Annotated in this window: 12 protein-coding genes; 7 read left to right on the plus strand and 5 right to left on the minus strand. The window is 68.6% G+C overall.

The window, feature by feature from the left end; genetic code table 11:
- Positions 1–54: 54 nt before the first annotated feature.
- From rsmD to ACNSTU_RS14735, 3 genes are read right to left on the minus strand one after another with little or no spacing between them, the layout of a single operon-like run.
- Positions 55–627: a 16S rRNA (guanine(966)-N(2))-methyltransferase RsmD gene (rsmD, locus tag ACNSTU_RS14725; protein ID WP_290635095.1), complete on the minus strand. Its 573-nt coding sequence runs from the start codon at positions 625–627 to the stop codon at positions 55–57.
- 53 nt (positions 628–680) lie between these two features.
- On the minus strand, positions 681–2,039 hold the full coding sequence (locus tag ACNSTU_RS14730) for a M16 family metallopeptidase (protein ID WP_418212555.1): 1,359 nt from the start codon (positions 2,037–2,039) through the stop codon (positions 681–683).
- Between the two features lie 9 nt (positions 2,040–2,048).
- Positions 2,049–3,440, minus strand: a complete 1,392-nt coding sequence (locus ACNSTU_RS14735) for a M16 family metallopeptidase (protein ID WP_290635091.1) — start codon at positions 3,438–3,440, stop codon at positions 2,049–2,051.
- A gap of 152 nt (positions 3,441–3,592) precedes the next feature.
- Here ACNSTU_RS14735 and ftsY point away from each other — a divergent pair, with 152 nt between their 5' ends.
- The 4 genes from ftsY to rpoH all read left to right on the plus strand — a co-directional run bounded on the left by ftsY (position 3,593) and on the right by rpoH (position 7,686).
- The gene (gene ftsY / locus ACNSTU_RS14740) at positions 3,593–4,600 is read left to right on the plus strand and encodes a signal recognition particle-docking protein FtsY (protein WP_290635089.1); all 1,008 of its coding nucleotides are present in this window, start codon (positions 3,593–3,595) and stop codon (positions 4,598–4,600) included.
- 9 nt (positions 4,601–4,609) lie between these two features.
- On the plus strand, positions 4,610–5,290 hold the full coding sequence (ftsE, locus tag ACNSTU_RS14745) for a cell division ATP-binding protein FtsE (protein ID WP_290635087.1): 681 nt from the start codon (positions 4,610–4,612) through the stop codon (positions 5,288–5,290).
- Between the two features lie 4 nt (positions 5,291–5,294).
- The gene (gene ftsX / locus ACNSTU_RS14750) at positions 5,295–6,269 is read left to right on the plus strand and encodes a permease-like cell division protein FtsX (RefSeq protein WP_290635085.1); all 975 of its coding nucleotides are present in this window, start codon (positions 5,295–5,297) and stop codon (positions 6,267–6,269) included.
- A gap of 550 nt (positions 6,270–6,819) precedes the next feature.
- Positions 6,820–7,686: an RNA polymerase sigma factor RpoH gene (rpoH, locus tag ACNSTU_RS14755; protein WP_290630422.1), complete on the plus strand. Its 867-nt coding sequence runs from the start codon at positions 6,820–6,822 to the stop codon at positions 7,684–7,686.
- Between the two features lie 259 nt (positions 7,687–7,945).
- Here rpoH and ACNSTU_RS14760 read toward each other — a convergent pair whose 3' ends face one another.
- Together ACNSTU_RS14760 and radC are read right to left on the minus strand one after the other, a co-directional pair.
- Complete coding sequence (locus tag ACNSTU_RS14760; RefSeq protein ID WP_290630424.1) at positions 7,946–8,179, minus strand: hypothetical protein; 234 nt, start codon at positions 8,177–8,179, stop codon at positions 7,946–7,948.
- A gap of 54 nt (positions 8,180–8,233) precedes the next feature.
- Entirely contained in the window at positions 8,234–8,908 is a 675-nt protein-coding gene (radC, locus tag ACNSTU_RS14765; protein ID WP_290630426.1) for a RadC family protein, read from the minus strand.
- A 150-nt stretch (positions 8,909–9,058) separates the two neighbouring features.
- On the opposite strand from radC, the gene coaBC reads away from it, so the two are divergent.
- Genes coaBC through ACNSTU_RS14780 form a run of 3 tightly spaced genes read left to right on the plus strand, consistent with a single transcriptional unit; the run spans position 9,059 to position 13,130 of the window.
- A complete protein-coding gene (gene coaBC, locus ACNSTU_RS14770) occupies positions 9,059–10,270 on the plus strand; it encodes a bifunctional phosphopantothenoylcysteine decarboxylase/phosphopantothenate--cysteine ligase CoaBC (protein ID WP_290630428.1) in 1,212 nt (403 codons plus the stop codon).
- Positions 10,271–10,272: 2 nt separating this feature from the next.
- Positions 10,273–10,728 (plus strand): dUTP diphosphatase, encoded by a 456-nt coding sequence (gene dut, locus ACNSTU_RS14775; protein WP_290630430.1) that lies wholly within the window; start codon positions 10,273–10,275, stop codon positions 10,726–10,728.
- A 26-nt stretch (positions 10,729–10,754) separates the two neighbouring features.
- Entirely contained in the window at positions 10,755–13,130 is a 2,376-nt protein-coding gene (locus ACNSTU_RS14780; protein WP_418212556.1) for a phosphomannomutase/phosphoglucomutase, read from the plus strand.
- The last annotated feature ends 57 nt before the right edge of the window (positions 13,131–13,187 follow it).

Genomic DNA, 13,187 nt, shown 5'->3' on the forward strand with positions numbered 1-13,187 from the left:
AAACTCGATCGCCGGAAAAATGGCCTCTCATCAAACCATCCGCCGCGCCCGGGATCAATTCCCGTTCGCCTGCAGCAGCACGAAGCGTACGTCCCCGGCTGTTCGCTCCCGCAGGACCTGCCAGTGGGGCGGCAGTGCCGGGGCCTGTTGTCGCGCATGTTCCATGTAGATGCGGGTGTCGGCGTGACTCCAGTTGCCGGTTGCCAGCGCCTGGCAGGCGGGCTGCAACAGTGCCTCGCGGAATGGCGGATCCAGAAAGATGATGTCGAAGGGGCGGGCGGTACCGCCTGAAAGCAGCGACAGGGCGTCGCCACCGTGGACGCTGACCCGGTCGTCGGCTGCCAGCAGCCGGACATTCTCCCGCAGGGCGGCGAGCGCCCGGCGATCACGCTCGACAAGGACCACCTCTGCCGCGCCACGGGATGCCGCCTCGAACCCCAGGGCGCCGCTGCCGGCGAACACATCCAGGCAGCGGCTGCCGGGGAGGACGGGCTGGAGCCAGTTGAACAGGGTCTCGCGGTTGCGGTCCGCCGTGGGGCGCAGCCCGGCTCCGCCGGCGAAGCGCAGCCGCCGGCCGCGCCACTCGCCACCGATGATCCGCAGTTCATTGCGTGCCCGTTTCGCCATGGCCACGCAATGTACCGCCAGCCGGTCATGAATGCCACGGCCGGGTTACGGCGTCAGTCCTCCTCGGGCTCCTCGCCGTCCTCGTCCTGGGGGCCGACGATGACCGTCGTGAAACGGTCCGGGTCGAGCCAGCGCTGCAGTGCATCGCGGATGTCATCCGCGGAGACGGCCTCGACGTTGTCCTGGAACGTGTCCAGGTAGTCCAGCGGCAGGCCGTGGAAGCCGATGACGGCGACGTAGCCGAGCATGCCGCGGTTGCTGTCGAGCTGCAGGGGGAAGCTGCCGGTGATGTTGCGGACCGACCGGCGCAGCTCGTCCTCCCCGGGGCCGTCGTCGCGCAGCGACCGGACGGTGGTGTCGAGCACCTCCAGCGCCTCCTCGGTCCGGTCGGCCCGGATCTGGGTGTTCACGAAAAACGGCCCGGAGCGGGTCATGGGCTGGAACCGGCTGCCGACGCTGTACGACAGCCCGCGCTCTTCGCGCATCTCCTCCGCGAGCCGGCTGACCAGCCCGCTGCCCCCGAGGATGTGGTTGCCCACGTACAGGGGGAAGTGGTCGTCGTCGCCCCGCTGGTAGCCGATCTGCCCTTTCAGCACGTGGCTCTGGTTGGTGCTGAACGGGATATGGATGGTCTCACCGGCCTTGTCCGTGGGTTCGGGCTCGGGGATCGGGTCGGGGCGCTCGCCCTGTCGCAGGCTGCCGCCGAGGTGATCGGCGATGGTCTCCGCTTCGGCGCGGCTGATGTCGCCGACGATTGCCAGCGAGGCAGTCTCCGCAACGTAGTAGCGCTCGAAAAAGGCGCTGACGGCGTCCCGGTTCAGCTCGCCCAGGCTGTCTTCGGTGCCGCCGGGGTTGCTGGCGTAGGGGTGATCGCCGTAGATGGCCTCCCAGAACGCTTCCCTGGCGATGGACCCAGGATCGTTGCGGCTGTTGCGCAGGCTGACCAGCATGCGCCGCCGCTCGCGGTCCACCGCCGCCTCGGGAAAGTCGGGCTCCCGCACGACCGTCGTGAGTGCCTCGACCGCGGCGCTCATGGTGTCCGGTTCATTCAGGGTCCGCAGGCTGACGCTTGCGGAATCGCGCCCACTGCTGGTGGAGAAGCGCGCCCCCTGGTCCTCGAAGCGGCGGGCGATCTCGCCGGCATCCAGGCCGCCGGCACCCTCGCTCAGCAGGTTGCTGGTGAGGCTGGCCAGTCCGGGTTGATCGCCGTCGCGCGCCGAGCCCGCGTCAAAGGTGAGCCGCAGGTCCACCATCGGCAGTGTTTCGCTCTGCACGAAGTAGACATCCAGGCCGTCATCGGAGGTCCAGTGCTGGATGTCCAGCGCGGCGTGGGCCGGCGCGGCCAGCGCCAGCGCGCCCAGCGTCACCGCGACGGCAAGGAGGTTGCGGAAGTGCGTGGAAAGGCTGCGCATGATCGCTCCTCAGTATCCGGTTGTGTCGTCGGTGGGCGCCGCGCCGGGTATGCTGCCCGGCAGCGAGGGGTCGTCGCCGTTCTCGGGCTTCAGGTGGCCGACGGTCAGACGGTCATCGATCAGGTAGCGTTGCGCCACGTCGTGGACGTCTTCCTTTGTCACCGCTTCCAGCTCCGTCTCGAAGTCGCGCATGGCCTCGTGGCCGATGCCGGCGGTCTCGAGCAGACCGATTTCCATCGCCTGACCGGAGAGGGAGTCCAGGCGATAGACGTAGTCGGCGCGAAGCTGCACTTTGGCCCGCTGCAGCTCCTCGTCGGTGATGCCGTCCTCGCGCACATCGCGGATCTGCTCCCGCAGCGCGGCCTCCACGTCGTCCAGGTCCGTCTCGCCGGTGGGACGGCCCTGCAGCGTGAAGTGCGTGTCCAGCCGCGCGATGCTGCTGTAGCGTGCGCTCACCCCCGCTGCAACTTCCTCGCCGCGCACCAGCCGGCTGGGCAGGCGCGCGCTGTCACCACCATCGAGCACCTGCGAGAGCACGCTGAGCGCGTATGCGTCGCGGCTCGATTCGGCGGTGGCGAGAGAGGGCACCTGATACCCCATCATGAGGTACGGGTTGGCGTTCTCGTGGTGTACCGTGAGGCGGCGCTCGCCCATGGGCTCCACTTCTTCGCGCACCTTCTGCTCCGGGGCGTCCCGCGGCTCCATGTGGCCGAAGTACTCGTCGACCAGATCGCGGACGGCGTCGGGGTCCACGTCGCCGACTACCACCAGGATGGCGTTGTTCACCCCGTACCAGTCGTCGTACCAGTCCTCGACGTCCTGCAGGGTGAACTGCTCGATGTCCCGCTCCCAGCCAATGATGGGCTGGCCGTAGGGGCTGCTGTGCCAGGCGACGGCGTTGAAGCGCTCGTGCAGAACGCCGACGGGGTTGTCGTCCACCCGCAGACGGCGCTCCTCCTTGACCACCTCGAGCTCCCGGTCGAACTCGTCCTGATCGAAGACGATGTTGTCCAGGCGGTCGGCGCCCAGCTCCAGGGCAATCTCCAGGCGGTCGGCGCCGAGTTCCTCGTAGTAGCCGGTGAAATCCCGCCCGGTGAACGCGTTGAGCCGGCCGCCTTCCTCGGAGATGGTGCGGGAGAAGGTGCCGGTCTCCCGGGTCTCCGTGCCCTTGAACATCATGTGCTCCAGCATGTGGGCGATGCCGGTGGTGCCGGGCTGTTCGTGACTGGAGCCCACCGGGAACCAGAGCTGGTTGATCACCACCGGGGCGCGTTCGTCCGGCTTGACGATAACCGTCATGCCGTTGTCCAGTTCGAAGCTGTGGATGTCCGCAGTGGCGGCGGCTGCGGTGCCAGCCGACAGGAGCAGGCTGGCGAACAGGGCGAGACATGATCGCATCATGGTGATTATCGCTCTCTGGTGCGTGTGTATGTCGTGGCAGCGTTGTTATGGTCCGGCTGTGATCGCGCGTTGCGACCGGATTCCCCCTGAGCAGGTTGCGCCGACAGTGCTAGGATACGCAAACCGCTCACCAGAGAGTGACCACCAAAGACATGTTCGGGTTCAGAAAAGGGAAACAGGACGAGACGCCGTCCACCTCCGAAACGCCGGATGACGGCGCCCAGCGCCCCGGTCTGTTCGGGCGGCTGAAGGAGCGGCTGGGGCGGACCCGCTCGGGGCTCACCGAGGGTCTGGCGACGGCGTTTCTCGGCCGCAAGACCATTGACGACGAACTGCTCGAGGAGCTGGAGACCCGGCTGCTCATGGCCGATGTCGGTGTCGAGGCGACCACGCGGATCATCGAGCGCATGACCGAGCGTGTGCGGCGCAAGGAGCTGGGCGACATCAACGCACTCATGCAGGCCCTGCGCGCCGACATGATCGAGCTGCTCGCGCCCTGTGAAGAAGCCCTTGTGCCGGAGAACGCGGACGGGCCGTTCGTGGTACTGACCGTCGGCGTCAACGGTGTGGGCAAGACCACCACCATCGGCAAGCTCGCCAGCCGCTATCGCGGTGAGGGGCGATCGGTGCTGCTGGCCGCCGGAGATACCTTCCGCGCGGCGGCCGTGGAGCAGTTGCAGCAGTGGGGCGAGCGCACGGGCATTCCCGTGATCGCCCAGCACACGGGGGCCGATTCCGCTTCCGTGATCTACGACGCTCAGCAGGCCGCCAAGGCGCGCGGGGTCGACGTGCTCATCGCCGACACCGCCGGGCGTCTTCATACCCAGGACAATCTCATGGACGAGCTGCGCAAGGTCCGGCGCGTGCTGGGGCGGCTGGACGAAACCGCGCCCCACGAGGTGTTGCTGGTGCTGGACGCCAGCACCGGGCAGAACGCGCTCTCCCAGGCGGAGCAGTTCCACAAGGCCGTGGGTGTCTCCGGGTTGATCGTCACCAAGCTCGACGGTACGGCCAAGGGGGGCGTGATTTTCGCCATCGCCCAGCGTCTTGGCCTGCCTATTCGCTACATCGGCGTGGGCGAGCGCCCCGACGATCTGCGGCCGTTCCACGCCGAAGAGTTCGTGGATGCGCTGCTTGGCGATGCCATGGATGTGCAGTAGCCGCTGGCGATGATTTTCTTCGATAGCGTCAGTAAACAGTACCCGGGCGGCCACGAGGCACTGCGCAGCCTGTCGTTCCAGGTGGATCGCGGCGAGATGGTCTTTCTTACCGGCCATTCCGGGGCCGGCAAGAGCACCCTGCTCAAGCTGATCCCGGTGCTGGAACGCCCCAGTCGCGGGCAGATCGTGATCAACGGCATCAATCTGAATCGCCTGTCCTCGCGCCGCATTCCCTACCTGCGCCGGCGAGTGGGCATGATCTTCCAGGACCACCGGCTGCTCCACGACCGCACGGTCTACCACAACGTGGCCCTGCCACTGGTCATCGCCGGCGTGCCCCATCGCGACATCGGCCGGCGTGTGCGCGCGGCGCTGGACAAGGTCAGTCTGCTCCACCGCGAGACGGCCTATCCCGTGACCCTCTCCGGCGGGGAGCAGCAGCGCGTGGGAATCGCCCGGGCGGTGGTGACCCGGCCGCCGATTCTGCTCGCCGACGAGCCCACGGGTAACCTGGACCCGGAGCTCTCCGAGGAGATCATGGGCCTGTTCGAGGCCTTCAACCGCGTGGGTGTCACGGTACTCATCGCCAGCCACGATCTGGACCTCATCCGCCGCCTCGGGCATCGCTACCTGAGCCTGGGGGATGGCCAGCTTACCGCCGACAGCGGGCGCACGGGCCGGGGAGGCTAGGGCGATGGCGGAGCGCAGCGAACAGCGCAGCAACCGCGCCAGCACGGGCATTGGCCCCATCGGCCGGCTTCAGGCATGGGGTGCCGACCACGCCCGCGCGGCCGTGGGTGCCCTGGGGCGGCTCGCGCGCACGCGCCTGGCCAGCGGCATGACCGCGGGCGTGCTCGGCATCGCTCTGGCACTGCCGGCGGCCTTTCTGCTGTTGCTGGACAATGTCGAACGGCACGCCGGGGACTGGGACGACGGGGCGCAGATCTCCTTGTTTCTGCAAATGGACATCGGGGAATCCGCCCACCGCGAGCTCGCCGATGAGCTTGCGGGCCGCCACAGCATCGAGCGCGCCGAGGTGGTCACCCCGGACGAGGCGTTGACCGAATTTCAGGAGCTCTCTGGCATGGATGCCGCGCTGGCTATGCTCGATGACAACCCGCTGCCGCCCGTCATTGTCATCCATCCGCGGCGCGGCACCGATGCCACCAGCCTCGAGACGCTGACCAACGAGCTGAGCGACCACGGCGCCGTCGATCGGGCCCGCCTTGATCTGGAGTGGGTGCAGCGCCTGCAGGCCATCATGGAGCTGCTGCGGCGTGCCGCGTGGATCGTGGCGGGGCTGCTGGGGCTGGCCGTGATCATGGTGGTCGGCAACACCATTCGCCTCGCCATCGAGAACCGCCGCGAGGAGATCGTGATCACCAAGCTCATTGGCGGCACCAACGCCTTCATCCGGCGGCCCTTTCTCTACGAGGGGGCGTGGTACGGCGTGATTGGCGGGTTGCTGGCCACGATCCTGGTGGAGGGCGGCCGGCTGATGCTGAGCGGGCCGCTGCACCGGCTGGCAGAGCTCTACCAGACCGGGCCGCTGTTGAGCGGCCTGGGGTTCCAGGGCATTGTCGCCGTCTGGGCCGTGGGCATCGGTCTTGGCCTGGCCGGGTCGTGGATCGCCGTGGGGCGCCACCTGGCCTCCATCGAGCCGCGTTAGGGTCGTTGGTTTGGTGGACCTGAAGGTCCACCCTACGACGGTCCGGTGGTCCGGTGGTCCGGTGGTCCGGTGGTCCGGTGGTCCGGTGGTCCGGTGGTCCGGTGGTCCGGTGGTCCGGTGGTCCGGTGGTCCGGTGGTCCGGTGGTCCGGTGGTCCGGTGGTCCGGTGGTCCGATGGTCCGGTGGTCCGGTGGTCCGATGGTCCGGTGGTCCGATGGTCCGATGGTCCGATGGTCCGATGGTCCGATGGTCCGATGGTCCGATGGTCCGATGGGGCGATGGGGCGATGGGGCGATGGGGCGATGGGGCGATGGGGCGATGGGGCGATGGGGCGATGGGGCCGGTCGAGGTTGGTCGAGGTTGGTCGAGGTTGGTCGAGGTTGGTCGAGGCGTAGGGTGGACGTTTACGTCCACCACCCGCCACATGATCCCCTTGGAACCCCCGTCCCGGAACCCCATCACCCCACCCGGGGTAGTGAACTTCTCCGCCGCTTAGCACTCAAAGGTTGTGACTGCTAAACTAGTCACGGAAGCAAGCAAGGGGGAAAGCAATGGGTACTGCCCTGTCCACGGTCACAGCCAATCAACTGCCGCTGCGCGCAGGCAGTGAAGAGGCCTATATTCAGGCGGTCAACCAGATTCCCGTGCTCAGCGCCGAGGAGGAGCAGGAGCTCGCGCTGGAGTACCGCGACCAGGAAAACATCGACGCCGCCCGGCAGCTGGTGCTCGCGCACCTGCGCTTCGTGGTGCACATTGCCCGCGGCTATAACGGCTACGGCCTGCCTCTGGCCGACCTGATCCAGGAAGGCAACATCGGCCTGATGAAGGCGGTGAAGCGGTTCGACCCGGACGTGAAGGTCCGCCTGGTGTCGTTTGCCGTGCACTGGATCCGTGCCGAGATCCACGAATACATCCTGCGCAACTGGCGCATCGTCAAGGTCGCCACCACCAAGGCGCAGCGCAAGCTGTTCTTCAACCTGCGCAGCTCCAAGAAGCGCCTGGGATGGCTCTCCAACGACGAAGTGAACAACGTCGCCCGCGATCTCGGCGTCAAGCCGGAGACAGTGCTGGAGATGGAATCCCGCCTCAGCGGTCAGGACATGGCGTTTGATCCGCAGCCGGACGCGGATGACGACGACGCCGTGGTGCGGTCGCCGGCCGCGTACCTGTCGGACAATCGCATGGATCCGGCATCCCAGATCGAATCCGACGACTGGGACGGGCACCAGATCGATGCGCTGCACTCCGCTGTCGACGGGCTGGATGAGCGCAGCCGCGACATTGTCCAGCGTCGCTGGTTGGTGGAGCAGAAGACGACCCTTCAGGAGCTGGCGGACAAGTACGGCGTTTCCGCAGAGCGTGTGCGTCAGCTCGAGAAAAACGCCATGAATAAGCTGAAGGCCGCCATGGCGGCCTGACGCCGCGCGTTACCCTGTGTTCCCCTGTTGATGACTTCGGCCCCGCTCTGCGGGGCCGTTTTTGTATGGTGCATTGCGTCGCGCCGGGGGGCGTTCCGCCATTGGTGGACCTGAAGGTCCACCCTACCCCGGGAACGGCAACGCCCACAGACCCGCGGCCCCGTAGGCGTCTTAGAAGGGTGGACCGTCAGACCCGTAGGGTGGACCTTCAGGTCCACCAGATGAGCCGGTGATCCAGCCGCATTCACCAGCCCCCAGGTCAATACGACGCGGTTTCCTCCCAAGGGACAGAGACCGCCAGCCGCTCCAGCAGTGCCGCCTCATCCAGCGCGTGCAGCTCCCGCTCGCCGTCCAGCCAGGTGTCGGCGGTCATCAGCGCCTTGCGCACCCCGCTGCCGTTCTGGGGCATGAACAGGAAGACCTGCATGCCGTAGGACTCCCGCCCGACCGTGACGTCCCACTGGTGTCCCTGTTCATCCGTAATCCTGCGCATGCCGTCTACCCGCGTGGTGGTGGAGATGGGGCAAGTCTGACACAGGCGGGGCGGCTACATGAGCCCCCGCTCCGCGAACGACACCGGTTCGCCGTCACCAACGATGAAATGGTCCAGCAGGCGGATATCCACGAGTCCAAGGGCGTCTCGCAGCCTGCGGGTAATCTGTTCGTCGGCCCGGCTCGGCTCGGCGACGCCGGAGGGGTGGTTGTGGGCCGCGATCACCGCGGCGGCGTTGTGCGCCAGCGCCCGGCGGACTACCTCTCGGGGATAGACGGCCGCTGCGTCGATGGTGCCCTCGAACAGCTCCTCGAAGTGCATCACCCGGTGTCGGTTGTCCAGGAACAGGCAGGCGAACACCTCCCGCTGCCGATGCCGGAGCCGCGACTGCAGGAACGCGCGGGTGGTCTGGGGTGTCGTGAGGGCGTCGCCGCGCTCCAGGTCCGCGGCCAGATAGCGGCGCGCCATGGCCAGCACCGCCTGGAGCTGGGTGTACTTGGCGTCGCCCAGGCCAGGGCCGGCACAAAAGCTGGCGCGGTCGGCTTCCAGCAGCCCACGCAGGCCGTTGTAACGCTGCAGGAGATCCCTGGCGAGATCCACGGCGCTGCGGCCGCGGCTGCCGGTGCGCAGGAAGATGGCAAGGAGCTCGGCGTCGGAGAGTGCGTCGGCGCCGTGGGCGAGCAGCCGTTCCCGGGGGCGTTCCGCCTCCGGCCAGTCGGTAATGGCCATTGGTGTTCTCCTTCCGTGGAGTGATCGCGAGTGGGTATGCGTGCCTCCTTTTAGCCATTTGTGCTCGCACTTGCAAGCATGCACAGTACCGACGGATTTCGTACACTTTCCACCGGTCCGCGGCGGTGCCGCGCGCAAGCAGGGGACATCATGGCCGACCTCACCGGCAAACGCATACTTCTGGGGGTCTCGGGCGGGATCGCCGCCTACAAGAGCGCTGATCTGGTGCGCCGCCTGGGCGATGCCGGCGCAGACGTGCGCGTGGTCATGACCGCCGGCGCGCAGGAGTTCGTGCGGCCGCTGACGTTCCAGGCGGTGTCCGGCAACCCGGTGCATACCAGTCTGCTGGACCCGGACGCCGAGGCCGCCATGGGACACATCGAGCTGGCCCGATGGGCGGACGCCGTGCTGATCGCTCCCGCCAGTGCCGATCTGATCGCCCGGCTGGCCCACGGCCACGCGGACGATCTGCTCACGACCCTGTGTCTCGCCACGGAAGCGCCCCTGGCCATCGCGCCGGCCATGAACCGGGTGATGTGGGCGCATCCGGCCACTCAGGCCAATGTGGCGCGACTGGTGGAGCGCCACGCCACCGTCCTGGGCCCGGGCGCCGGCGACCAGGCCTGCGGCGAGGTGGGCTCCGGCCGCATGCTGGAGCCCATGGAGCTGGTGGAAGGCGTGGCGACGCTCTTTCCGGTGCCGGTACTGGCTGGGGAGCACGTGCTCCTGACTGCCGGGCCCACCCGTGAAGCCATCGACCCGGTGCGGTACATCAGCAACCGCAGCTCCGGCCGCATGGGGTTTGCCCTGGCGGCGGCCGCAGCCAGGGCCGGCGCGCGTGTCACCCTGGTCAGCGGGCCGGTGGCGCTGCCGACGCCGCCCGGCGTCGCGCGAGTCGACGTGGAGTCGGCCGCGCAAATGCACGATGCCGTCACGGCGCACGTGGCGGACTGCACCATCTTCATCGCCTGCGCGGCGGTGGCGGATTACCGGGTGGCCACGCCGGCGGAAGCAAAGATCAAGAAGAACGACGCCGACATGGCGCTGGCGCTGGTGCGCAACCCGGACATTCTGGCCGATGTGGCCGGGCGGGCGCGGCCGCCGTTCACCGTGGGGTTCGCCGCGGAGACCAACGACATGCAGGCGCACGCAGAAGACAAGAGGCGCCGCAAGGGGCTCGACATGATCGCCGCCAACTGGGTCGGGCGGCCGGGCAGTGGCTTCGATGCCGAGGACAACGCCCTGGAGGTCAGCTGGGACGGCGGCTCCGTGGCACTGGGGCCGTCGCCCAAGACCCGCCTCGCCGAGGCGCTACTGGAGGTCGTTGAGCAGCGCCTCCGTGACAAGCAATCGCAGGAGTAGGCATGACGACCGTGGACGTGCGGGTGCTCGACGCCCGGCTGAACAACGAATGGGGCCTCCCCGGGTACGCCACCGACGGCTCCGCGGGCGTGGACCTGCGCGCCTGCCTCGAGGAGGAGGCGCTGCTGGCACCGGATGCGACGCTGCTCATACCCACCGGGCTTGCCATCCACATGGGTGATCCGACGCTTGCGGCAGTGATCCTGCCGCGCTCGGGCCTCGGTCACAAGCACGGCATCGTGCTGGGCAACCTGGTCGGCCTGATCGACTCCGACTACCAGGGCGAGGTGTTCGTCTCCTGCTGGAACCGCAGCCGGGAGACCTATACGGTGCAGCCCGGCGAGCGCATTGCGCAACTGGTCTTCGTGCCGGTTGTGCGTCCGGGGTTGCGCGTGGTCGACAGTTTTGAAGCCAGCGAGCGCGGGGCCGGCGGCTTCGGCCATTCCGGCCGGAGCTGAGTACGCGGGGAGGGGGGCCGTTGAGCGTGAGCGCCGGAAGGCGAGCCGGTCCCGTCCTGGCAACGGCAGGGTTGCTGGTGGTTGTGATCGTCGCCGCGGCGCTCTGGCTGATCCGGGACGCCGCCCAGGAAGCGCGCCAGGCTGAACGGCAGGCGCGGGCGGGCGAGATCGCCACCGAGCTGGCCGATCAGGTCGGCGAACGGGTGGAGCAGCTGCGGGCGCGCGCCCGCGCCGTTGCCGCCGAGGCGGAGGTTGCCGATGCGGCGGCGGACGGCGGCCGTGACGGCCTGCAGGCGGCCGCCGAGGGCGTCGCGGCGCGCTTCCCCGGCGCGTTGCGGGTCATGCTGTACCCGCCCGGGTACGACGAGCCGGCACTGGACACCGAGCCGCCGCTCGGTTACGCGGCGTTGGACATGCTGCGGCAGAGCGAATCCAGTGCGGCCGTGACCGGCCCGGAGGCCCACCTGCCCGGGCGGGCGCAGGCGCACGTGAATCTGGTGGCCCCGGTCATCCGCGACGACGCGGTCATCGGGCTGCTGCTCGTCTCCCTGCCGCCCGAGTGGTTGCGGGAGGCACTGGACCTCTCCGGCGGCGCGGACGGCAGGCGGGTGGTGACCCAGGGCGGCGATCCCGTTGTTGCCACCGGCACACCGCAGCCGGGGGCGATCGAACGGGCGGCCGGCGTGCCCGGCAGCCAGTGGCAGGTGCGTGTTGCCACCGACGGTGTCGGCGCCACGTACCGGCCGTTGGGCGACCCGTGGTTTTTGACCATTGCCGGGGTGGCGGGCACGCTGATGCTGCTGGTGGTTGTCGCGACCCTGCGCGTGCTGCGCAGGCCGGCGGCCGGGACTCGCTTGGTACCAGCGCAAGAACCGCCCTGCCGGGCGGCAGAGCCGGAGCCCGCGCCCGGCGCAGCGGAACCGGCCCCCGCCACCCGGGGTGGCATGATCGTGGAGGAGCTCGAGACTGAACCGCAGTCCGGGCATGATGCGCCGGCGGCGCATGCGGATCTGGAAAAGGAGAACGGTTTGAACGTGGATCCCAGCCTGTTTCGGGCGTACGACATTCGCGGCGTGGTGGGCTCGAGCCTGTCGGTGGACGTGGTGCGGCAGATCGGCCGCAGTATCGGCAGCGAGGCCGCGGCCAGGGGCTGCAACGAGGTGGTGGTCGGGCGCGATGGCCGGTTGTCCAGCCCGGATCTGGCCGCTGCGCTGACCGAAGGGCTCATCGCCGCCGGGCGGCAGGTGATCGACATCGGCCAGGTGCCGACGCCGGTGATGTACTTCGCCACGCACCACCTCGGCACCGGGACCGGGGTCGAGATCACCGGCAGCCACAACCCCCCGGACTACAACGGTCTGAAGATCATGGTCGGTGGCGAGACCCTGTCCGGCGACGCCATCAAGGATCTCCACCGGCGCATCGTCGAGGACGATCTGGTGGCCGGAGAGGGCGGTGTCCGCCGCCAGGATGTGGCCACCGACTACATCGACGCCATTGCCGGCGACATCACCCTGCATCGCCCCCTGCGGGTGGTGCTGGACGCCGGCAACGGCGTCGGCGGCGGCATCGCCCCGCAGGTGCTGCAGGCCATCGGCTGCGAAGTGGAGCCCCTGTACTGTGACGTGGACGGCACCTTTCCCAATCATCACCCGGACCCCAGCGACCCGCACAACCTGGAGGCGCTGATCAGCCTGGTGCGCCTGCAGCAGGCGGACGTCGGGCTGGCACTGGACGGCGACGGTGATCGTCTCGGCGTGGTGGATGCCGAGGGCAAGATCATCTGGGCGGACCGGCAGATGATGCTCTACGCGCGGGACGTGCTGAGCCGCAATCCCGGCGCGGATATCGTCTTCGACGTGAAATGCTCGTCGCAGCTGGCCCAGGTGATTACCGAGCACGCCGGCGTGCCGGTGATGTGGCGCACCGGCCACTCCCTGATCAAGGCCAAGCTCAAGCAGAGCGGCGCCCCCCTGGCCGGGGAGATGAGCGGCCACATCTTCTTCAACGACCGCTGGCCGGGCTTCGATGACGGCATCTACACCGCGGCGCGACTGCTGGAGATCCTGTCCATGGAGGATCGCTCCAGTACCGAGGTGTTCGCGGCGCTGCCCGAGGCCGTGAGTACCCCGGAGATCAAGGTGGACCTCTCCGAAGGGGAGCCGCCCCAGGTGATCGAGCGGCTGGTGGCGGCCGCCGATTTTCCCGAGGCGCGGGTGACGACGATCGACGGCCTGCGGGTGGACTTCCCCGACGGCTGGGGCCTGGTTCGGGCGAGCAATACCACGCCCTGCCTGGTGCTGCGCTTCGAAGGTGACGACGAGACGGCGCTGGAGCGCATCCGTGCGCGCTTCCGGACGCTGCTGGAACAGGCGCGGCCGGGGCTGGATCTGCCGTTCTGAGGCGGCCCGGCGCGTGCGGGCGTAGGGGGTACCGGATCGGAGGCGAACCGGTGGACC

Origin of the sequence: Aquisalimonas sp. APHAB1-3, assembly GCF_048323695.1 — a bacterium.
GTDB lineage: Bacteria > Pseudomonadota > Gammaproteobacteria > Nitrococcales > Aquisalimonadaceae > Aquisalimonas.

Coding starts and splice junctions, on each gene's coding strand:
- radC (WP_290630426.1), bottom strand. CDS start 8,908: ATGGCCATTACCGACTGGCCGGAGGCGGAACGCCCCCGGGAACGGCTG.
- ACNSTU_RS14760 (WP_290630424.1), bottom strand. CDS start 8,179: ATGCGCAGGATTACGGATGAACAGGGACACCAGTGGGACGTCACGGTC.
- coaBC (WP_290630428.1), top strand. CDS start 9,059: ATGGCCGACCTCACCGGCAAACGCATACTTCTGGGGGTCTCGGGCGGG.
- dut (WP_290630430.1), top strand. CDS start 10,273: ATGACGACCGTGGACGTGCGGGTGCTCGACGCCCGGCTGAACAACGAA.
- rsmD (WP_290635095.1), bottom strand. CDS start 627: ATGGCGAAACGGGCACGCAATGAACTGCGGATCATCGGTGGCGAGTGG.
- ftsY (WP_290635089.1), top strand. CDS start 3,593: ATGTTCGGGTTCAGAAAAGGGAAACAGGACGAGACGCCGTCCACCTCC.
- ACNSTU_RS14730 (WP_418212555.1), bottom strand. CDS start 2,039: ATGCGCAGCCTTTCCACGCACTTCCGCAACCTCCTTGCCGTCGCGGTG.
- rpoH (WP_290630422.1), top strand. CDS start 6,820: ATGGGTACTGCCCTGTCCACGGTCACAGCCAATCAACTGCCGCTGCGC.
- ftsE (WP_290635087.1), top strand. CDS start 4,610: ATGATTTTCTTCGATAGCGTCAGTAAACAGTACCCGGGCGGCCACGAG.
- ftsX (WP_290635085.1), top strand. CDS start 5,295: ATGGCGGAGCGCAGCGAACAGCGCAGCAACCGCGCCAGCACGGGCATT.
- ACNSTU_RS14735 (WP_290635091.1), bottom strand. CDS start 3,440: ATGATGCGATCATGTCTCGCCCTGTTCGCCAGCCTGCTCCTGTCGGCT.